This is a genomic window from Caballeronia sp. INML3B, from assembly GCF_023631305.1.
GTDB lineage: Bacteria > Pseudomonadota > Gammaproteobacteria > Burkholderiales > Burkholderiaceae > Caballeronia > Caballeronia turbans.
On sequence record NZ_JALQDI010000059.1, the window covers coordinates 139378 to 159758 of the forward strand.

The window sequence follows — 20381 nt, forward strand, 5'->3', positions numbered from 1 at the left end:
CCTTTTATCGTTCGTCTCGATCATCCAAGAGTAAAGAGGAACGCCACGTCTTATATTGAATAACCCTACGACATGCGATGAGTGAGAATGGAATCGCGTCTCATCGTCGTCATTGTTTCGATGCAACCCGCTTGCGTTGCGACGGCAGCATGCGGGTCAGCGTTTCATCGTGCAACACGAATTGATGAAACAGTGCCGCGCCGACATGCAAGCCTGCGAGCGCAAGCAGCACCCATGCGAAGACGCGATGCCAGTCACCGAGCGCGTGCCCGACGGGCGATCCGGCGGGCGAGAGCGGCGGCATCGGAATGGAGGCGAGCAGCGTAACGGGCCAGTCGCGCGACGATGCATTGGCCCATCCCATCAACGGAACCGCGATCAGCAGCAGGTAGAGCAACCAATGCGTGTAGCGCGCGAGCGCGCGCAAGGGGGCGGGCAAATTGCCGGCCTCGGGCGGCGCGGGATGCACGCTGCGCCAGAGCAGGCGCACGAGGACGAGCAGCACGATCACGACGCCGACGCCCAGATGCCATGCGATCAAACCCACGGGCTTCGTGTCGCGATGCACGTCCGGCATCGCCCAGGCAAGCACATATTGAACGAGCAGCAGCAGGGCCGTGGCCCAGTGAAAGAGACGAGCGGGCGGGTTATAGACCGATGCGAATTCCTGGCGCATGACATGTTTCTCCGACGAGACGAGACGAGGCGCGGTCGTGCAAATGCGACCGCAACCCTTGATGATGGGGACAAAATGCTTAGGCGAGCCTTAGCGCCTCGAAAGAAAGGGGCATCGACACGCCGAATTTCTGATGGGCGATGACCACTGGCCCTGCGGCATCGAAGTGAATCGCGCTACACTCGAAACCTTCCTGCGCGATCATAACTCTCAAGTGTTGTCGAAACGCCGCTTGAGTGTCGAAGATGTCTTTCACCCGGCTTCGTTCGAAATGGCCAGGTTATAGCGCGCTTCTTACGACAACGCATATCACGATGACTGCCCCCACCGCCGCCTCGTCGAGCGAAATGACCACGCCCGGCGTGCCGCCCGTGCCCACCTCGTTCGCGCTTTTCAAAGCTTTCTTTTTCATTGGCCTGACGGGGTTTGGCGGTGTGTTGCCGTGGGCGCGCCGCATGCTGGTGGAGCGTCTGGGCTGGCTCACGAGCCGTGAGTTCGCGGAGTTGTTGCCGCTCGCGCAATTACTGCCGGGGCCGAACGTCGCGAACATCGCGACCGTGCTCGGGCGGCAATATCGCGGCGCGAAAGGTGCGGCAGTCGCGGTGTTCGCGCTGTATCTCGCACCGACCATCATCACGATCGGGATCGGTTATGCGTATGCCCGATGGGGACATGCGCCGGTCACCGCACATCTCTTCGCGGGACTCATGCCTGCTGCGACGGGGCTCGTCATCGCGACCGTGCTCAAGCTCGTGACGAGCTTGCCGCGTGGCGTGGCCAGCATCGTGCTCGTGGCCGCGACGTTCATCAGCATTGCGCTCATGAAGATTCCACTTCTTATCGTGCTTGCCGTGCTGGGGCCGCTCGGCACGATCACGATGCTACGGCGCGCGCAGAAGGATTAATGCGATGTGGAGCACGCTCGCCGATCTATTCGTGCATGGTTCGATCTGGTCGCTGCTCGCCGTCGGCGGCATGAATGCAACGCTCGCCGATATCCAGCGTTATGCAGTCGATACGCGTCATTGGGTCACGGGCGAGCAGTTCGTCACGTTCTTCTCGATCACGCAGGCCGCGCCGGGTCCGAACGGCATGGCGGTCGCGTTGATCGGCTTTCAGGCGGCGGGACTCTCCGGAGCACTCGTTTCGACGATCGCGAAGATCTTGCCTTCTTCGTTGATGGCCTATTTCGTGAGCGCATGGGTGGAGCGCAGGCAGGACTCGCGCATCGTCGCCGCGGTTCGCAAAGGACTCGCTCCGGTGACCGTGGGCTTGCTCGTATCGGCCGCTTATGTGTTTGCGCGCGAGACCGATGTGAACGTGTCGCGCGCGCTTTGCACGCTCGTGTGCGCAGCAGTCGCTTATCGCAGCAAGCTCAATCCGATCTATCTCGTCGCGGCGAGCGCTCTCCTCGGGCTGGCAGGCGTATTCGGCTGATAACCATTACCTAGCCGGCAAGCGCCGCATCGACATCGACGATGATTTTGCCGCGCGCCGTGCCATCCAGCAGCGCCTCATAAGCACGCTCCGCGCTATGGAAATCGAAGCGTCGCGCATCGACGCGAGGCGCGAGCTTGCCCGCTTTGGCGAGCCGGGTCGCTTCGTACAACATCTCGCCATGATGCGCGCGATGCTGTCCCGTCAGTAGCGGATGCAGCGTGAACACGCCCGAATAACTCGCTTCGCGAAACGACAGCGGCGCGAGCGCATGCGTGCCCCATCCCAACGCGCTGACGACATGACCGAAGTGCTTCACTGCTGCGAACGATGCATCGAGTGAAGCGCCGCCGACGGTATCGACGACGAGATCGAAGCCGGAGCCGTTCGTATGCCTGGCGACGTATTGCTCGACGCTCGTATTGCGGTAGTCGATCGGCGTCGCATCGAGGCTATGAATGAAGGCGTGATCGCGCTCGCTTGCGGTAGCGAACACATGTGCGCCGAGTGCGCGCGCGAGTTGCACGGACACGTGCCCCACGCCACCGGCTCCGCCTTGCACGAGCACGGTTTGCCCAGCTTGCAATTTCGCGCGATCGACGATGCCCGCATAAGACGTGATGAACGCGAGCGGCAGGGCGGCCGCGTGGCGCATCGAAAGATTCGCGGGCTTATGCGCGAGAAGCGCGGCATCGACTGCGGCGTATTGCGCGAGCGAGCCCTGAATGCCGCCGACTCCGCCGGTCATGCCGTACACCGCATCGCCCGGCTTGAATGCATCGACGCCTGCACCGACTGCTTCGACGACACCGGCCATATCGATGCCGAGCACGAGCGGCAAGGGATGTTTTGCATGTGCCGCGGCGCCCGCGCGAATCTTGGTGTCGAGCGGATTGAGCCCGCTCGCGGCGATACGCACGAGTACTTGTCCCGGGCCCGCTGCGGGACGATCGATTGCGACGAGTTCGAGCGGGCCGTTGTGACGATCGAGAATGAGGGCTTGCATGGTGGACATCGTCGACTCCGGAAAGGTTGAAGGCTGATGGCAGTGCGCCCATACTCGGCCATGCACCCAAGCATGTAAATCGACAGAGTCGCACGATGATCATACGAAAATGAATGGGCCAAATCTCGAATGGAGTGACGTTCGCATCTTTCTTGCGATAGCGCGCAGCGGCACGCTCGGCGCGGCCGCAAGAATGATCGGCCAAACCCAGCCGACGATGGGGCGGCGACTGCGCGCGCTTGAAGAATCGCTGGGTCACGTGCTTTTCCAGCGTACGCGCGACGGCTTCGTGTTGACCGACGAAGGCGCGGCCGTGCTGTCGTATGCCGAACGCATGGACGAAGAGGCGCTCAGCTTCACGCGCGCGCTCGCGGGACAGGATGCGAAGCTCACGGGTGTGCTGCGAGTGTCATCGTCGGACTGGTTCGGCGTGCATGTGCTTACACCGATATTCGCGCGCTTTCTCGCGAAACATCCCGAGGTATCGATCGAACTCGTCACCGATGCGCGGCGCTATAACCTCGCGCGACGCGAAGCCGATCTCGTGTTTCGAATCACGCCCTTCGACGAACCCGACGTCATACAGCGCAAGCTCATGCATATCGATTACGCGTTATATGGACGTGCCGATCTGACATCGCCCAAAGCGGGTGACGGAAAAGGGCAGACGCTCATCAGCATGGATAGCGCATTCGATCAGTTGCCGGATGTGCTTTGGGTAAAGCGCATGTTGCCCAACGCGAAGATCGTTTTCGGCAGCAATAATCGCGACGCGCAAGCGCAAATGTGTGCACAAGGTACGGGCTACGCGGTTTTGCCATGCCCGCTAGGCGATGGCGACGCGCGCCTGGCTCGCTTCGATGTTGGAGAAGCCCCGCCCGGAAGGGACGTATGGCTGGGTTATCACCGCGATCTGAAACGCGTGGCTCGCCTGCGCGCATTGCTGGACGAAACCGTGGCGGCGCTTCAGCGGGATAACAGTTGATTATCGATGCAACTAACTGTCCTATCCGCCAACCTTCATTAAATTGATCGCGTTACTGCCCGCATATTGGAGTTTCAGGCAATCGGGAAGACCCAAAGCGCGCGCAGCAATCTGAAGCGCAAGCGCAAAGTTATGCGTAAACGCGCCGTCATCCAAGCCTGATTTTTAAAGCGGCGCTACAATCCCGGTGCCTGAAAACCGACTGCCACTGCACGCAGTTGGCCATGGCGATATCCGCCGAAACCTTATAAGCCGGAGCCGCTCATGAGCACGCTTTCCATCAATGGCGAGAATCACACGATCGACGTACCGCCCGACATGCCTCTTCTTTGGGTATTGCGTGACATCGTGGGACTGACGGGAACCAAATTTGGCTGCGGCATCGCGCAATGCGGTGCATGTACCGTTCATCTCGATGGCGTCGCCGTTCGTTCATGCGTGTTGCCGATCGCAGCGGTCGGCGATCGCAAGGTGACGACGATCGAAGGCGTCGGCGACACGCCTGCCGGCAGGAAAGTGCAAGAGGCATGGCGTCAACTCGATGTCGTGCAATGCGGTTATTGCCAGTCCGGACAAGTCATGTCCGCGGCGGCATTGCTCACGACCGTCCCCGATCCCAACGACGCCGATATCGACGCCGCAATGGCAGGCAACATCTGCCGCTGCGGCACCTATCACCGCATCCGCGCTGCCATCAAGCAGGCCGCGAAGGAGGCGTGACATGTCGCAAGGATTGATCGAAGCGGGACATCACGCGGCTCGCGCGGGGTTATCGCGCCGCACGTTTCTGAAGCTCGGCGTGACGGCGGGTGTCGCCGCAAGCGGCGGATTGCTGATCGGCTTCAGCCTGCCAGCCGCCAGCCAGGACCGGAGCAAAGGCAAGTCCGTGATCGGCGGTGATGCCATCGAGTCTCCGCAAGACGGCATATTCGCGCCGAATGCGTTCGTGCAGATCGACAAGAGCGGCAAGATCGTGCTCATCATGCCGAAGGTCGAAATGGGTCAGGGCGTCTATACCGCGCTGCCCATGTTGATCGCCGAGGAGCTTGAAGTACCGCTCGACAGCGTCACGATCGATCATGCGCCGCCCAACGAAAAGCTCTTCACGGACCCGCTATTGGGCGGCCAATTGACGGGCGGCTCGACATCCGTGCGCTATGCATGGGAGCCGTTGCGCAAGGCCGGTGCGGCCGCGCGCATGATGCTCGTCGCGGCGGCGGCGCAGCAATGGCAATGCGATCCGTCGTCCTGTATGGCGCAAGGCGGCAAGGTGTTGCATGCATCGGGTGATCGCAGCGCGAGTTATGCCGAGCTCGCCGAAGCGGCCGCGAGATTGCCCGTGCCGCAAGACATCAAACTCAAGGATCCGAATAGCTTCAAGATAATCGGCACGCCGGTCAGACGTCTCGATTCGCCGGAAAAAGTCGACGGCACCGCGATGTTCGGCCTCGACGTGCGCCTGCCCGACATGGTGTATGCGGCGATCGTCAATTGCCCGGTATTCGGCGGCACGCTCGCATCGGTCGACGACAGCAACGCGAAGAAGATTCCCGGCGTGCGCCAGGTAGTGAAGTTCGACAATGGCGTCGCGGTGATCGGCGAACATACGTGGGCAGCCAAGCGAGGCGCAGCCGCATTGCAGATTCAATGGAACGAAGGCCCGAGTGCCAGTGTATCGACGAAGCAGATCGTCGATGACATGGCGCATGCGTCGCAGCGCACGGGCGCTGTCGCGCGCAAGGAAGGCGACGTGAACAACGCGTTTTCCAGCGCGAAAACGCGCGTCGACGCAGTCTACGTTCAGCCGTTTCTCGCGCATGCGACGATGGAGCCGATCAACTGCACCGTACATGTGCGCCCCGATGGCTGCGATATCTGGCTCGGCACCCAAGTGCCCACGCGTATCCGCGATGCCGGAATGAAAGCCACCGGCTTGCCCGCCGACAAGATCTTCGTACATAACCATCTGCTCGGCGGCGGCTTTGGCAGGCGGCTCGAATTCGACATGGCCACGCAAGCGCTCAAGATCGGCAAGGCGCTCGGCGTGCCCGTGAAGGTGACTTGGTCGCGCGAGGAAGACATTCAGCACGACATGTATCGGCCGTGCTACTACGACAAGCTATCCGCCGGACTCGATGCGAACGGCAAGCCGGTAGCATGGACGCATCGCATCGTCGGGTCGTCGGTGCTCGCGCGCTTTGCGCCGCCCGCTTTCAAGGACGGTATCGATCCCGATGCGGTCGAAGTGGCATCCGATCTTCCCTACGACCTGCCTAATCAGCTCGTCGATTACGTGCGCCTGGAACCGCATGACGTACCCACCGCGTTCTGGCGCGGCGTAGGACCGACGCGCGGTACCTTCGTCGTCGAGAGCTTCATCGATGAACTGGCGATTCAGGCGAAAGCGGATCCGGTGGAATACAGGCGCGCTCTGCTCGGCAAGTCGCCGCGCGCACGTAACGTGCTCGACGTCGCGACACAGGCGGCCGGATGGGGAAAGCAATCGGTGCCGCAAGGACAAGGACGCGGCGTCTCGGTCATGCATGCGTTCGGCAGCTTCTTCTCGATCGTCGCGGATGTCGCGGTCGACAAGGACGGCGCGGTGAAGGTGAACCGTATCGTGTGCGCGGTCGATTGCGGCATGGTCGTGAATCCCAATACAGTCGAAGCGCAAGTGCAGGGCGGCATCATCTTCGGTATCACGGCTGCGCTTTACAGTGAAATCACCATCAAGGACGGGCGCGTCGAGCAAAGCAATTTCACTGATTATCGAATGCTGCGCATACACGAAACGCCGCCGGTGGAAGTGCATATCGTCAAGAGCATGGAGTCCCCGGGCGGCATTGGCGAGCCGGGCACGGCGGCGCTTGCGCCGGCTATCACCAATGCGATTCACGCAGCGACGGGCAAGCGGCTGAGGCAGTTACCGGTTGGCAATCAATTGCGTAGCGCTTGAGGAGGCCATCATGAAAAATGCATCGAAGCCTCTCTTTGCGGTGTTGTTCGCTTTCATGTCTTCGGCTTATGCGGCCGACGATGCGCTCGTCGCGCGTGGCGCGTATCTCGCGAGGGCGGGCGATTGCATTGCGTGCCATTCGGCGCCGCGCGGCAAGCCACTTGCGGGCGGCTTGCCGATGATGACGCCCTTAGGCGCCATCTACACGACCAATATCACGCCTGATCCGGACACGGGTATTGGCCGCTATACAGAGGAGGAATTCGCGCGAGCATTGCGTGAAGGCGTGGCGAAGGACGGCCACAATCTCTATCCGGCGATGCCGTATCCGTCTTATGCAAAGATCAACGACGAGGACATGCATGCCCTCTACGCGTATTTCATGCATGGCGTCGCGCCTGTCAAGCAGGCCAATCGTGAAGCGGATATCAAGTGGCCGCTCAATATGCGCTGGCCGTTGAAGCTCTGGAATGCGGTGTTCCTCGAAAAAGGAGTCTATCGAAGCAAGGCCGGCCAGGATGTCGCCTGGAATCGCGGCGCGTATCTGATTCAAGGCCTCGGGCATTGCGGCTCGTGTCATACGCCGCGCGGCATCGCGTTTCAGGAAAAAGGACTGGACGAGAGCAGCAGCGCATATTTGACGGGCGGTTTGCTCGATAACTGGTTCGCTTCCAATCTGACAGGTGAACACAATACCGGACTTGGACGGTGGTCCGAGCAGGACGTCGCAACGTTTCTCAAGACAGGCGCGAATGCGCACGCGTCGGCATTCGGCTCAATGACGAGCGTCATCAATAACAGCACGCAAGCGCTGAGCGACGCCGATGTCGCCGCAATGGCGCGCTACCTGAAGTCTTTGCCGGCGGCGGGCGGCAGTGGCGGCGCGCCGTATTCATATGATCAGAAAGCGACCAAAGTGTCATTGACACGCCCGGCCGCGACGGACTCGGGTGCGCGTGTCTACACCGCTTACTGCATGCATTGCCACGGCGCCGACGGTCGCGGGTTCGCGCCGATGCTCGCACCGCTTGCGGGTAATCCGAACGTTCTGGAGAAGGATCCTTCGTCGCTCATCAACGTGACGCTTAACGGCACTGACGATCTCGTGCTGAATGGCGTGCCGGCGCCTTATCCAATGCCTCGCTATTCGCCCGTGCTGAATGATCAGCAAGTCGCCGATGTGCTGACTTTCATCCGCGGCGCCTGGAACAACAACACGCCGGCGGTCCAGGCAGAGGACGTTGCAAAGATGCGCAAGGCGACGCAGGCGGCACGCTAGGACGAAAAATCCATGACATCCAGATGAACTGAACTGGATGGATGCGCAAGGAACTTTCGATGCACCCTAGCGCTGATCCGTTCATAGCCGTCGCTCAGCGCTTTCAGCAGGCGTTCGTCGCTCGCCCCGGCCGGCGCCCAGAAACACTGCTCCAATGCCTTGCGCGTGATGTTGCATTGAATTGCTTGCTCGCGCGAAAACGCGACAAAGCTGACGGAGGCGCGGTCCGCCGAAATGGTGGCATGGATCGAAAGCTTGCTTGTCATGATTCGACAGGAGAAGTGCGGTTCGCTGGTTTTTATTGTGTCAGAAATCGGCGAGTTCGCGCATCCCCGATTCAGCCCGAAACGTGCGCGAACGGCCAGAAGCGGGCGTTCGTCGGAGCGGCGACGCACAGACTGTTGCGCAATGCCTTGATCTTTAAATCGAACGTTCGTTCGAATCATCTCGGTTAGAGTCTAATGTTTGGTGCGGTTGCACCCGATAGCGCGACAGAGTGCCAGCGAATTCGAAATGTCAAAGCTGACATGTCTTTACTGTGGCGTGGAAAAATGAAAACAAAAGCATGCTCAGGTGTACTACTCTAGGAACGATCATCCGAAGCGGCGCGGCAGACCGGCTCAGGAAGCGGGTCGTGCGGCGCATTCCCCGGAACTCCACCGGCAACGTCCACCCGGCTTCTGCCGCGGCAAGCGTTGTCGCCTGCAGGAGCGATTATGAAGCTTCCATCGTTGATGGATCCCTGGAGCCGTACCCTGGCTTTGCTCGACAGCTGTCCCAGCCGGCCGTCAGAAGCGCACGAGAAAATGGCGGTGATGACACGATCGCTCGTGCGCAACGTGCCGGGCAAGGGTACGTGCATCGGACCCGGTGAAGAGCATTGCGTCAATATCCGCGTGCTGGAGCGTCTGAGCGAATCGACGCTGGCGCTCTCATGGCACGATCCCACATCGTTCAACTACTCGGAGCAGGTCTGGGCGCTTTGTACCGCCCGCAAGCGCGGAACGTGCGCGTTGAGCGGGCAGGCGATCAGGCGTGGGCAACCGGTCTATAGGCCGAGGCGTGTCGGCAGCTCAGTGCCGCTCAACAGTGGCGCGATGATTCTCGCGCTTGCTCTCACACCGGCTGAACAGGAAGCGAGCCTCGTTTCCGAGTGATAGCGGCTTTACCGCCGCGTCACGCGTGCGCAACGCACGAGTCCTTGTCGTTTGTGCCCGCCCGCGCGGGCACGGCCTTGCGTGAACCCCGTGCTAGACAATTCATGGACTAAGCGCTTTTCGCTAAATGTCTGACGAGGATGTCGTTGAGAAATGAATCAACTGCTTTGCGGGTGAGGTTCAGGCCATGCACTTTAGAAAGATTGAAGTATTCGAGATCAATCTTTTAACAAGAGTGCTTAGGATCGACATAACCATATAAGATTTGCATGTAGGAGAAGTCAGGCGTCAAGCGAACTCATTAGACAGACGCCTTGTGATCCACAATGACGATCCGGGAGGGGACATGGCTACATTGGCGCAATTGGAAAGTCAGATTCGAAAATTGCAGCGCCGCGCGGATGCCTTGCGGGAAAGAGAGTCGGTCCAGGTGATCGCTCAGATCCGGGCGATGATGGATGAATATGGCTTGACCACGGCGGATCTCGCCAAAGCAGGCTTAGGCGCGGCGAAGCAACGCGGCCGTAAGACGGGATCGAAGAATTCAGCCGGTTTAAAGAATGGCGCCATGAAGCCCAAACTTCCACCGAAGTATCGTGACCCGCTATCAGGCGCGACCTGGAGCGGTCATGCGCGGCCGCCGGCATGGATCAAGGATGCGCCTGACCGCAGCGTGTACCTGATCGATGCTGCATCAGGCAAGAACGGCGCGGCGAAAAAAGGTGGTGCGCGAAAGGGCCGTGCGGCATCCGTAAAGCGGGCTGGACGCACGACCGCCAAGAAAGGCGCGCACAAGAGCGTGCAGCGCGCCGTCGCCTGAATGTGGCTTTAGCCAAGCAAGGGGCTGCGCGCGTTCGAGAATCCACTTGCGCGATCGTAAGCGAGCCCAATCTGCAGCACGCCGAGATCGCCTTGTGTCGGACCGATGATCTGCAATCCGGCCGGCAAGCCGTCGGGGCCGAAGCCGGCCGGCGCGCTCAACGCGGGCAGCGAAGCCATCGTTGCCGGAACCACAGTTTCCATCCAGCGATGATAGGTATCCATCTCCCGGCCGGCGATAGCATGAGGCCAGTCTAGCTCCGCATCGAAAGGAAAGACCTGAGCCGACGGCATCAACAGATAGTCGAAGCGATCGAATAGCGCGTTGATCGCCTGATAGCAGGCCGCGCGGTCGCGAACTGCGCGCGAAACATCTTCTCCCGATAGTTTGAGGCCCCGTTCTATCTCCCATACCGCTTCGGGTTTAAGCAGCTTGCGCTTCGCGGCATCGCGATAAAGCGACGCGTTGGTGCCGGAGAAGGTGAGGCTGCGCAGATCGATCCATGCATTCCAGAGGCGGCCGATATCGAAGTCGATCCTGGCGGGTTCGACGGTGCAACCCACTGTTTCGAAGTGACGCAGCGCCGATGCGTAAGTCTCCATCAAGCCCGTTTCCATCGGCAGATGTCCGTTCAGATCGCCCAGCCAGCCGATGCGTGTGCCGCGCATGTCGCGTTCGAGCGCATTCGCGAAATCAGCGGGATTGTCGCTTCTGCGGGACAGAGGCGCACGCCTATCGAAGCCCGCCTGCACCGACAATAGCAAGCCGAGATCCGGAACGTTTCGCGCGATCGGACCGGCGACGCTGAATTGCTGAAAGAATACGTCGTCACTGGGCGCATAAGGCACGCACCCCGGTGTCGTGCGAAAGCCGAAGACGTTATTGAATGCGGCGGGCGTGCGCAAGGAGCCCATCATGTCGGAGCCGTCCGCGCACGGCAGCATGCGCAGCGCGACCGAGACGGCTGCGCCGCCGCTGCTGCCGCCTGCGGAGCGCGAGGGCTCGAACGCGTTGCGCGTGGTGCCGTACACCGGGTTATAGGTGTGTCCGCCCAAGCCGAATTCCGGCGAATTGGTGCGGCCGATGAATATCGCGCCTGCTTTACGCATGCGTTCGAATACGACCGCATCGACTTGGGTGATTTCGCCCGCAAATATAGGCGAGCCTTTCGTCGTGACCATGCCGGCGACGGGCAGGATATCTTTGGGCGCTTGCGGAAAGCCGTGCAGCGGTCCGAGGCTTTCGCCCCTGGTTAACTGCGCATCGCGTTCGCCCGCAATCGCGTGCAGCGCATCGCGATCCTGCATCGCCACGATCGCGTTGACCGCAGCGTTGATGCGATCGATTTGCGCAAGATAAGCGTTCATGACTTCGCCGCAGGAAACAGCGCGTGCTTGAATCGCACGAGAGAGAGCGACGGCGTCGAGCGAAACGATATCGTCGCCGGGCAAGGACGCGGAGTTTGCATCGAGTGCGGTCATGGTCGTGTCGTGAATAAGAGAACGGATTCAGCGATGAAACTCGGGAAGCACATATGCGGCGACTTCCTCGATGATATCGCGCGCAGGCCTTCGTTCCGGTGTGATGTTGAGCGTCACGTGATGCGTGCCGCTGTCGCGCATCTCATGCAGGAGCGCCATGAGCGAGCGATGGCCCGTGCGATAACCGAGCGAAATATCGGTTGCGGGCTCATCGGCGTCGTCGCTGAGATCGAGCCGCATTGCGACGCCGAACGCACGAAAGGCCCCGGACGCCGCACGATCCACTGCCGCGCGCCACATGCTGTATCGCCCGCGCTGCGCTTGCGGCTCGCGATGATAAGTCATCCAGCCAAGCGAGTGACGCGCAATCCAGTCGACGCTCTGTCCGCCGGAACCGACGGCAAGCATTGGAATGGAAACGCTCCGGCGAGGCAGCAAATAGAACTCGGGCGCGCCTTCGGGTGCCTGATCGGGAATCACGCGAGAGGGCACGGTAACGGCTGCGGCGAGGGTGGCCCAATGCTGTTTGTACAGTTCCCGCCGGTTATCGGGATCACGGCCGAAAGCCGCATATTCCGGCGGACGATCGCCTGAACCGACACCGAGAATGAAGCGTCCCTGCGATAGCGTGTCGACGGAAATCGCGCCTTTCGCGACGTGAAGCGGATGTCTGAGTGTCAACACGATCGCGCCGCTGATCAGCGCGATGCGTTCGGTATTGGATGCGAGCGCGCCGAGTAGCACCCACGGGTCGAGATGCCCGACCGGGTCCGGATAATCGATGCTATTGAGCGGCACGTCCCGAACCCACAGCGCTCGAAAGCCGAGCTTATCGGCGAGTCGCGCGAGCGCGATCTGCTCGTTGAAGTCGACTGCGGTTTGGTTATCGCATGTGATCGGCAATGTGATGCCGATAGAGAGCTTGTCTTGCGCAAACACCGCATTCGCGATGGAAGACGAGGCCAGAGTGTTTTCGCTTGCGGTCATGACACGCATTGCGTCAAGTAGAGGGCTTGACGCCGATGGTATCACTGCATGTGCAAACAATGCCCGGCGCAATGAGGCACGGGCATTGTCGAGCTTTGGGCGCTCAGGCCGAAAGCGCCACGCTGCGTCGCGTGACCAGGGAAACGACATACGTCACGGCGATATTCACGACGAGCGCAATCAGGCCGATATAGACCGGCCATGAAGCTTCACCGACATGCACCGCATAGACCGGCTTGAGTCCTTGCGAGATCGCGAGGCCTGTGCCCAATACGATGCCGATCAGCCAGCCGAGAAAGAGGCCAGGCGTCGTCAGCCGGCGCGTGAACAGCGTGAACACGATCGCCGGGAAAATCTGCAGGATCCAGACGCCGCCCAGCAACTGCAAGTCGATTGCATACTGCGTCGGAAGGAACACGATGAATAGCAACGCGCCGAACTTGACGACGAGCGACACGAGCTTCGCGGTCGATGCTTCGGCAGCGGACGACATGTCGGGCGAAACGAGCGGACGCCACAAGTTGCGCGTGAACAGATTCGCCGCGCCAATCGACATGATCGCCGCCGGTACGAGCGCGCTGATCGCGATGGCCGCAGCCGCGAAGCCCACGAACCACGATGGAAACAGCGCACCGAACAAGGCGGGCACGACATCCGATGCGGACTTCACGCGCACGCCCGCCGCGATCGCCATATAGCCGAGCAGCGCGATCAGACCGAGCAGCAGCGTATAGGCGGGCAGGAAGATGGCGTTCTTGCGCACCGTCGTCGCGGACGATGACGAGAGCACCGCCGTCATCGTATGCGGATACATGAATGCGGCAAGCGCCGAGCCCAGCGCGAGCGAAGCATACGCCGTGAATTGACCCGGCTTGAGGATGATGCCTGTCGGGCCGCCCTTCGCCTTGAAGTATTGATCGGCCGAATCGAACACATGCGCGTACCCGCCGAGCTTCGCTGGAATGAGCCATACCGCAGCGATCACGACGATATAGATCATGATGTCTTTCACGAACGCAATCATGGCGGGGGCGCGCAGCCCGCTCGTATAGGTATAGAGCGCGAGGATCACGAATGCGATGATAAGCGGCAGTTCGCCCGTCACGCCGAGACCCTTGATGACCACTTGCATGCCGACGAGTTGCAGCGCGATATAAGGCATGGTCGCGACGATGCCCGTGATCGCCACCGCTGCGGGGAACCATTTGCCGCCGTATTCACCCTGCACGTAATCGGCGCCCGTGATGTGATTCTTCGCATGAGCGATCTTCCACAACCTGGGCATCACTGCGAATACGAAAGGATAGACAATGATCGTGTAAGGCAGCGCGAAGAAGCCGTACGCACCTACTGAATAGACGAGCGCCGGCACAGCAATCACGGTATAGGCGGTATAGAAATCGCCGCCGACGAGGAACCACGAAATCAACACGCCGAATTGGCGGCCGCCCAGGCCCCATTCGTGGAGCTGCGTGAGATCGCCGCGTTTCCAGCGTGCGGCAAAGAAGCCGACGACGGTCACGAGCGCAAAGAACGCGATGAAGATCGTCATCGCAACTGGATCGACGGGCGTGAGATCGTTCATTTCAGGCCCCTGTACACGATATAAAGCAGGAGCGACGTGAGCGGCACCCAAAGGAACTGATACCAGTAGAAGAACGGAAAACCCGCGAATGAAGGGTGCGTGTCGTTATAGAACGGCAGCCAGAGCAGCGCGACGTAGGGTATCAATAGCGCGACCCAAAGCCATGGGCTGGCGGACGCATCGTTGTTGGATTCCAAAACATCTCTCCTCGTGAATCAGCGCCGAAAGAATGTGCCGCCGCGCGGCCTCGACGTTCATTTTGCTGATACGAGCACGGGCCGCGCTGCTAACGGCTGCGCATTATCCAACTAATTCTGCTTTGTTGCCCGGGCCGTAAAACGAGGGAGAAGCTATCTGCTTTCACGAAAGCACGATCGATGCTTACGAATCAATGACTGACCGGGAATGAGCTCGCTTGCCGACGAGCATCGCGCGCTTTCCGCCGAAGCCCGCGACCTTGCGATAGTCGAATCCGTTGTCGATGAGTGCGCGCTTGACGTGGCCCGAGCTGGTATAGGTTGCGAACGTCGCATCGTCTTTGGCAATGCGCGCCAGCGACGCGAAGATGGCGGGCGTCCACATGTCAGGGTTTCGGGCTGGCGCGAAGCCGTCGAGATAGATGGCGTCCGCTGTGAGGCCGTGATCGGCGAGGCGTGGCAAGAGATCGTCCGCAGCACCGAAAGCGAGTGTCAACGTGACCGCGCCAGGCACGAATGCAAGCCGATGCACGCCGGCCTCGAGCGGCGGCCATGCCGAAGCGAGAGCATCTGCGAGCGGCGCAACAGCGGTGTCGTCGATGATTGCCGCGTGCGCGGCGCGCAAATCGTCCGCGCTGAACGGATGCTTTTCTATCGACACGAATTCCAGTGCAGACGTGCGTTGCGGATCGTCGCGCCATGCCGCCCATGTCGCGAGGAAATTAATACCCATGCCGAAGCCGGTCTCGAGCACGATGAAGCGCCGCTTTACGCGCCAGCGCGCGGGCAGGCCATTGCCATCGAGAAAGACATGGCGCGCCTGCGCGAGCGCGCCCGCTGCGCTGTGATAGATGTCATCGTGGCGCGGCGAGTACGGTGTTCCGTCGTCGCGAAACACGAGCGGTGCGGGAATCAGCGGCTCATCCATCGCTCAGGCATCGGACGACGATTGATTCAATGTAATGCCCAATTCGCTCGCCATTTGCTCGACCATCGCCCGCAATTGTGCGACTTCGTGAGTCAGGCGCTTTTGCTCGGACTTCAGCGCTTCGAATTCGGAAAGCGAATAGGTTTCTGCGCCCTGCGTTTCACGCGAAGGGATATCGCTGACGCTCACTTCGCCGCATAGCAAATGCATCCAGCGGCTCTCGCGCTCGCCGGGCGTGCGTGACAGCTTCACGACACGCGGCGGATCATTTGCGGCGAGTTCATCGAGAAAGCTTTCGACCGATGATATGTCCGCAAACGAATGCAGCCGGGCACTGTTCGCGCGCAGTTCCGCTGCCGTTTGGGGTCCGCGCAAAAACAGGGTTGCAAGCAGCGCAACCGACTGGCTGGGCACGCCGAGCACGCGGTTCACGTTGTGTTCGAAGCGCGGCACCCGGCTGCTGCTTCCCTCGAAAACGAGGCTCAGACGCTTCAAGCCATCGATGGTCGTCAGCACTTCGTCCTCGCTCACGTTCATCACGGGCGAGCGCGCGGTCTTTTGATTGCACCCCGATGTCAGGGAATTTAATGAAAGAGGATAGGTGTCCGGCACTGTATGCTGTTTCTCGACAAGGACGCCGAGCACGCGCGCTTCGAGAGGTGTGAGTTCGCGTAGCGTGGGACGGGGAGCGGCTTCGGAAGGGGTGTTCATAGGTGTAGTTGACGTGCGATAAGACGCTTATGATACCGGCGCAGCGCAAGGTTTTCGTCTTTCCGCGCACCGTCATGCAGCATGAAGATCAACCTCTGCTCGTGCAGGGTTCGTTCACAAAGCGCTTTTTTGGTGCACGCTCTCGGGAATCCGACATCCGGACGTGCCTTATTCATGGAGGTGAACCGCTCAGACCATTGGCATTGAAGTTGCTTTTTCTCATTCGGCACTGGGCTGCCCGCGCAATCGATGCTCCGCAGGGATCAAAGAGCATCGCGCTACGAGGTCGCCTATCGACGTAATCCATGGCATCGGATGCGCCGCGTCTTTCGGGCTCTTCAAGCGTTTCGCGAGTGCAACCAGAATAACGAGCCAAGGGAACCGCCACCCCGGCATGCACTTCATTTGGAAGACCGGTTATGACGCAAGCATTCTTCAACGAAATGTTCGAGCGCAGCGATCTGGAGGCGCGCGGCGTGCCGGCGGCGGCATTTCGCGGCGTAGGCGATCCACGCACGCACTACCGCGATTTCCTTGCCTGGCTCTCCGCGCAAAGCGAGCAGCAGATCGAGATCAAGCGCGCGGAAGCGGATCTCAACTTCAGACGTGTCGGCATTACCTTCGCGGTCTATGGAACGAGCGATTTGCCGGGCATCATTCCGGAGCGCACGATTCCCTTCGATGTCATTCCGCGTATCTTTCCCGCCGACGAATGGCGCGCGCTGGAGCGCGGACTGCGGCAGCGCGTGAATGCGCTCAACCGCTTCATCCACGATATCTATCACGAGCAGGACATCATCCGCGCGGGCATCATTCCCGAGGCGCAGATACTCGGCAACGCGCAATACCGTCCCGAGATGCGCGGCGTCGATGTCGCACGCGATATCTATGCGCATATCGCGGGTATCGATATCGTGCGAGCGGGACAGGGCGAGTTCTACGTGCTCGAAGATAACTTGCGCGTTCCATCCGGCGTCTCTTACATGCTGGAAAACCGCAAGATGATGATGCGGCTCTTTCCCGATCTTTTCGCGCGCAATCGCGTTGCGCCGGTTGCGCATTACCCGGACTTGCTGCTCGACACCTTGCGCGCGGCCGCGCCGGCTGCCGCCGAGAATCCGACCATCGTCGTCATGACGCCGGGAATGTATAACTCGGCTTATTTCGAGCACGCGTTTCTCGCGCAGCAGATGGGCGTCGAGCTGGTCGAAGGACAGGATCTCTTCGTCGACAACGACTATCTGTACATGCGTACTACGCAGGGGCCGCAGCGCGTCGATGTGATCTACCGCCGCGTCGACGATGACTTTCTTGATCCGCTCGTGTTCCGGCCGGATTCGACGCTCGGCGTGCCGGGATTGATCGGCGCATATCGCGCGGGGAATGTCTCGCTGTGCAATGCGGTCGGCACCGGCATAGCGGACGATAAATCGATCTATCCCTACGTACCGGACATGGTGCGTTTCTATCTCGGCGAAGAGCCGATTCTGAACAACGTCCCGACGTGGATGTGCCGAAAGCCCGACGATCTCGCCTACGTGCTCGATCATCTGCCCGAGCTCGTCGTGAAGGAAACGCATGGCGCGGGCGGTTATGGAATGCTTGTCGGGCCTGCGTCGAGCGCGGCGCAGATCGCGGAGTTTCGCGCGGTGCTAGAAGCCCATCCGGAGAAATACATCGCGCAGCCGACCCTTGCGCTTTCCACATGTCCGACGTATGTCGAGGCGGGCATCGCGCCGCGACATATCGACTTGCGTCCCTTCGTACTGTCGGGTACTGACGTGCGCATGGTCCCGGGCGGGCTGACGCGGGTCGCGTTGCGAGAAGGCTCGCTCGTCGTCAATTCATCGCAAGGCGGCGGCACGAAGGATACGTGGGTATTGGAACGCTGAGGAGACGCTGAGGAAAAGTCCTGAAGAAAGCACTGCGTCACTCAAGACAACGACAAACAACCGGGAACACCCATGCTGAGCCGTACCGCGGATCATCTCTTCTGGATGGCGCGCTATACCGAACGCGCCGAAAACACTGCCCGGATGCTCGATGCGAACTATCAGCTCTCGCTCTTGCCGCAGTCCGATGAATATGCGGAACTTGGCTGGCGCGCGATGCTGTCGATATCGGAACTGAGCGGCATCTATTCGGCCGCGCACCACGGCATGAAAAGCCGCGACGTGATCGACTTCATGGCGCGCGATTTATCGAACCCGTCGTCGATCGTCAGTTGTTTGCGCGCCGCGCGTGAGAATGCGCGAGCCGTGCGCAGCTCCACCAATAGCGAGTTATGGGAATCGCTCAATACGACGTGGCTCGACTGTCAGCGCATGCTTGCCGACGGCATTCTCGAACGCGAGCCTTATACGTTTTTCGAGTGGGTAAAGTTTCGCTCGCACCTTTCGCGCGGCGTGCAGCTCGGCACACTCGTCAAGGACGACGCATTCTATTTCATGCGTCTCGGGACTTTCATCGAACGAGCGGACAATACGGCGCGCATTCTCGACGTCAAGTTCGAAATGATGGAACAACGCGCCGACACTTCAGCACAACCGTTCGATTATCACCATTGGGTGGCGGTGCTCGGTTCGGTGTCAGGCTTCGAGGTATATCGCCGGGTCTATCGCGATGTCATTACGCCTGAACGCGTGGCGGGACTCCTGATTCTCTATCGCGACTGGCCGCGTTCGCTTGCGGCGAGCATCGCGGAAGTGGAGCAGCTAATCGGACAGGTGACGAAAGGGCGCGATACGGAAGCGACGCGGCTCGCGGCGCAACTGAGCGCGGAACTGAAGAACGGGCGGATCGGCGACATTCTTAAAGGCGGCTTGCATGCCTATCTCGTCGATTTTCTCGCACGCGTGAATGATCTCGCGGGTCGCGTAAGCCGCGAGTTTTTGTTGCCGATCGCGCAGGAGCCGCCCGCGCAAACGCAGTCTCAAACGCAGACGCAGTCACAAGGTCAGACGCAGTCGCAAGGCAAAGAATGAGCGCGGGTTATCAGCGCTTGGCCGACGCCGCCGCGACGACGCGATGCACAAAGCGCAGTTTGTCGATGACGGCCGGCGCAAGCGTAAAGGGATAACCGTCGGGCATGCCAAGGCTGCGATTCAAACTGTTCAGGACATAAGTGAGCGGAAACCATCGTTTCATCAGGTTATCGAACGTCGTTTCCTCGACCGGCGTCTGGTCGGTGAGCGTCGGCTCGTGCGGGCTGTCGGGCACGAGCACGAGGCCGCACGATACTGCGGTGTCGAGCGTATCGACGATATGCAGGTAATGCGCCCATGTTTCGGCCCAGTCTTCCCACGGATGCATCGTGGCATAGGCGCTGATGAAGTTGTCTTCCCACTGAGCGGGCGGGCCTTCCTTGTAATGACGATCGAGCGCGGCGGCGTAGTCGGCTTGCTCGTCGCCGAATGCGGTGCGAAACGGCGCAATGCGCGCGGTGTCGGCGATCAGGCGATCGAAGAAATAGTGCCCGGACTCATGACGGAAATGACCGAGCAAGGTGCGATACGGCTCGTGAAGCGCGGAGCGCGTTTTCTCTCGATGAGCGTCGTCGGCTTCGGCGATGTTGAGCGTGATGATGCCGTTGTTATGACCGGTCATTACGCCGTGGCCTTGCGCATCGCCTTCGAGGAACTGGAATTCGAGGCCGCGTTCAGGGTCTTCCTGACGCGACTTCACAGACAGGCCCAGTTCCGAGAAGGTGTAAAGCAGGCGGCGCTTGGCGGCTTCGATGCGATACCAGTAGACGCGGTTCTCCGGCGTCGAGAGATTGGGAATGGTGCTCGTCAGCTGGCACGAACAGCAGAGTGCCTCGGGCGTATCCGGGGCGGGTGCGGGAACGACCCAGTTGCAGACGTTTTCCACCGCGTAGTTATGGCACGGCCGATAGAAGAGATCTTTCGCAAGCGGATGCAGGCTGCGCCAGCGGCCGTCGTCGGTTTCCTCGAACGCGCTGATCTGATTGATCTCGGGCACGTAGCCGAGCCGCGCGTCACAGTTTTCGCAATGCGTGTTTTCGAAAAAAACGAGTTGATTGCAACGGTTGCAGTGAAAGGTCTTCATCGTGTGGCCGGTGGAAGTGTTATCGCGCGATGTGCTGTGCGCGTTGTTGGCGGTGTAGACGCAAACATCATGCCGCGAAAAGGCCGTTTTTCCATGACAAGCAGAAAC

At 60.4% G+C, this 20381-nt stretch carries 20 protein-coding genes and 1 pseudogene; 10 read left to right on the top strand and 11 right to left on the bottom strand.

Annotated features, from left to right (window positions below; genetic code table 11):
* Positions 1 to 109: 109 nt before the first annotated feature.
* Entirely contained in the window at positions 110 to 676 is a 567-nt protein-coding gene (locus NCS58_RS26445; protein ID WP_061116364.1) for a cytochrome b, read from the bottom strand.
* A 79-nt stretch (positions 677 to 755) separates the two neighbouring features.
* A complete protein-coding gene (locus NCS58_RS26450; RefSeq protein WP_250477819.1) occupies positions 756 to 932 on the bottom strand; it encodes a hypothetical protein in 177 nt (58 codons plus the stop codon).
* A gap of 58 nt (positions 933 to 990) precedes the next feature.
* Between NCS58_RS26450 and NCS58_RS26455 the strand changes: the two genes are divergently transcribed.
* Positions 991 to 1581, top strand: a complete 591-nt coding sequence (locus tag NCS58_RS26455; RefSeq protein WP_061116365.1) for a chromate transporter — start codon at positions 991 to 993, stop codon at positions 1579 to 1581.
* A gap of 4 nt (positions 1582 to 1585) precedes the next feature.
* Positions 1586 to 2113 (top strand): chromate transporter, encoded by a 528-nt coding sequence (locus NCS58_RS26460; RefSeq protein ID WP_061116366.1) that lies wholly within the window; start codon positions 1586 to 1588, stop codon positions 2111 to 2113.
* 10 nt (positions 2114 to 2123) lie between these two features.
* Here NCS58_RS26460 and NCS58_RS26465 read toward each other — a convergent pair whose 3' ends face one another.
* Complete coding sequence (locus tag NCS58_RS26465; RefSeq protein WP_061116367.1) at positions 2124 to 3128, bottom strand: zinc-dependent alcohol dehydrogenase family protein; 1005 nt, start codon at positions 3126 to 3128, stop codon at positions 2124 to 2126.
* Positions 3129 to 3228: 100 nt separating this feature from the next.
* On the opposite strand from NCS58_RS26465, the gene NCS58_RS26470 reads away from it, so the two are divergent.
* The 4 genes from NCS58_RS26470 to NCS58_RS26485 all read left to right on the top strand — a co-directional run bounded on the left by NCS58_RS26470 (position 3229) and on the right by NCS58_RS26485 (position 8339).
* On the top strand, positions 3229 to 4104 hold the full coding sequence (locus NCS58_RS26470) for a LysR family transcriptional regulator (RefSeq protein WP_250477821.1): 876 nt from the start codon (positions 3229 to 3231) through the stop codon (positions 4102 to 4104).
* Positions 4105 to 4368: 264 nt separating this feature from the next.
* Positions 4369 to 4824 (top strand): (2Fe-2S)-binding protein, encoded by a 456-nt coding sequence (locus NCS58_RS26475; RefSeq protein ID WP_061116368.1) that lies wholly within the window; start codon positions 4369 to 4371, stop codon positions 4822 to 4824.
* A 1-nt stretch (position 4825) separates the two neighbouring features.
* A complete protein-coding gene (locus NCS58_RS26480; protein ID WP_250477822.1) occupies positions 4826 to 7060 on the top strand; it encodes a xanthine dehydrogenase family protein molybdopterin-binding subunit in 2235 nt (744 codons plus the stop codon).
* A 10-nt stretch (positions 7061 to 7070) separates the two neighbouring features.
* Positions 7071 to 8339, top strand: coding sequence for a cytochrome c (locus NCS58_RS26485; protein ID WP_061116370.1), 1269 nt, complete (start codon positions 7071 to 7073; stop codon positions 8337 to 8339).
* On the opposite strand, the gene NCS58_RS26490 is transcribed toward NCS58_RS26485, so the two are convergent.
* Positions 8336 to 8785: a DUF1488 family protein gene (locus NCS58_RS26490; protein ID WP_250477823.1), complete on the bottom strand. Its 450-nt coding sequence runs from the start codon at positions 8783 to 8785 to the stop codon at positions 8336 to 8338. The two genes, NCS58_RS26485 and NCS58_RS26490, sit on opposite strands and share 4 nt — an antisense overlap.
* A 369-nt stretch (positions 8786 to 9154) precedes the next feature.
* Here NCS58_RS26490 and NCS58_RS26495 point away from each other — a divergent pair, with 369 nt between their 5' ends.
* On the top strand, positions 9155 to 9496 hold the full coding sequence (locus tag NCS58_RS26495) for a DUF3331 domain-containing protein (protein ID WP_250477829.1): 342 nt from the start codon (positions 9155 to 9157) through the stop codon (positions 9494 to 9496).
* Positions 9497 to 9842: 346 nt separating this feature from the next.
* A complete protein-coding gene (locus NCS58_RS26500) occupies positions 9843 to 10316 on the top strand; it encodes an H-NS family nucleoid-associated regulatory protein (protein WP_061116373.1) in 474 nt (157 codons plus the stop codon).
* A gap of 8 nt (positions 10317 to 10324) precedes the next feature.
* Here NCS58_RS26500 and NCS58_RS26505 read toward each other — a convergent pair whose 3' ends face one another.
* The 6 genes and pseudogenes from NCS58_RS26505 to NCS58_RS26530 all read right to left on the bottom strand — a co-directional run bounded on the left by NCS58_RS26505 (position 10325) and on the right by NCS58_RS26530 (position 16205).
* Positions 10325 to 11797 (bottom strand): amidase, encoded by a 1473-nt coding sequence (locus NCS58_RS26505; protein WP_061116374.1) that lies wholly within the window; start codon positions 11795 to 11797, stop codon positions 10325 to 10327.
* Positions 11798 to 11824: 27 nt separating this feature from the next.
* Complete coding sequence (locus NCS58_RS26510) at positions 11825 to 12784, bottom strand: LLM class oxidoreductase (protein ID WP_061116529.1); 960 nt, start codon at positions 12782 to 12784, stop codon at positions 11825 to 11827.
* Between the two features lie 103 nt (positions 12785 to 12887).
* Positions 12888 to 14369, bottom strand: a complete 1482-nt coding sequence (gene mctP / locus NCS58_RS26515; RefSeq protein WP_061116375.1) for a monocarboxylate uptake permease MctP — start codon at positions 14367 to 14369, stop codon at positions 12888 to 12890.
* A complete protein-coding gene (locus tag NCS58_RS26520) occupies positions 14366 to 14566 on the bottom strand; it encodes a DUF3311 domain-containing protein (protein WP_061116376.1) in 201 nt (66 codons plus the stop codon). Before NCS58_RS26520 ends, mctP begins: the two co-directional genes overlap by 4 nt.
* Before the next feature lie 211 nt (positions 14567 to 14777).
* Positions 14778 to 15494: pseudogene (gene mnmD, locus NCS58_RS26525) on the bottom strand (tRNA (5-methylaminomethyl-2-thiouridine)(34)-methyltransferase MnmD); the annotation flags it as partial.
* 3 nt (positions 15495 to 15497) lie between these two features.
* Positions 15498 to 16205, bottom strand: coding sequence for a YceH family protein (locus tag NCS58_RS26530; protein ID WP_061116378.1), 708 nt, complete (start codon positions 16203 to 16205; stop codon positions 15498 to 15500).
* Between the two features lie 419 nt (positions 16206 to 16624).
* On the opposite strand from NCS58_RS26530, the gene NCS58_RS26535 reads away from it, so the two are divergent.
* Both NCS58_RS26535 and NCS58_RS26540 read left to right on the top strand, forming a co-directional pair.
* Positions 16625 to 18097: a circularly permuted type 2 ATP-grasp protein gene (locus tag NCS58_RS26535; RefSeq protein ID WP_061116379.1), complete on the top strand. Its 1473-nt coding sequence runs from the start codon at positions 16625 to 16627 to the stop codon at positions 18095 to 18097.
* Between the two features lie 72 nt (positions 18098 to 18169).
* A complete protein-coding gene (locus NCS58_RS26540; protein WP_061116380.1) occupies positions 18170 to 19189 on the top strand; it encodes an alpha-E domain-containing protein in 1020 nt (339 codons plus the stop codon).
* Between the two features lie 10 nt (positions 19190 to 19199).
* Here NCS58_RS26540 and NCS58_RS26545 read toward each other — a convergent pair whose 3' ends face one another.
* Complete coding sequence (locus NCS58_RS26545) at positions 19200 to 20273, bottom strand: putative zinc-binding metallopeptidase (protein WP_061116381.1); 1074 nt, start codon at positions 20271 to 20273, stop codon at positions 19200 to 19202.
* Between the last annotated feature and the right edge of the window lie 108 nt (positions 20274 to 20381).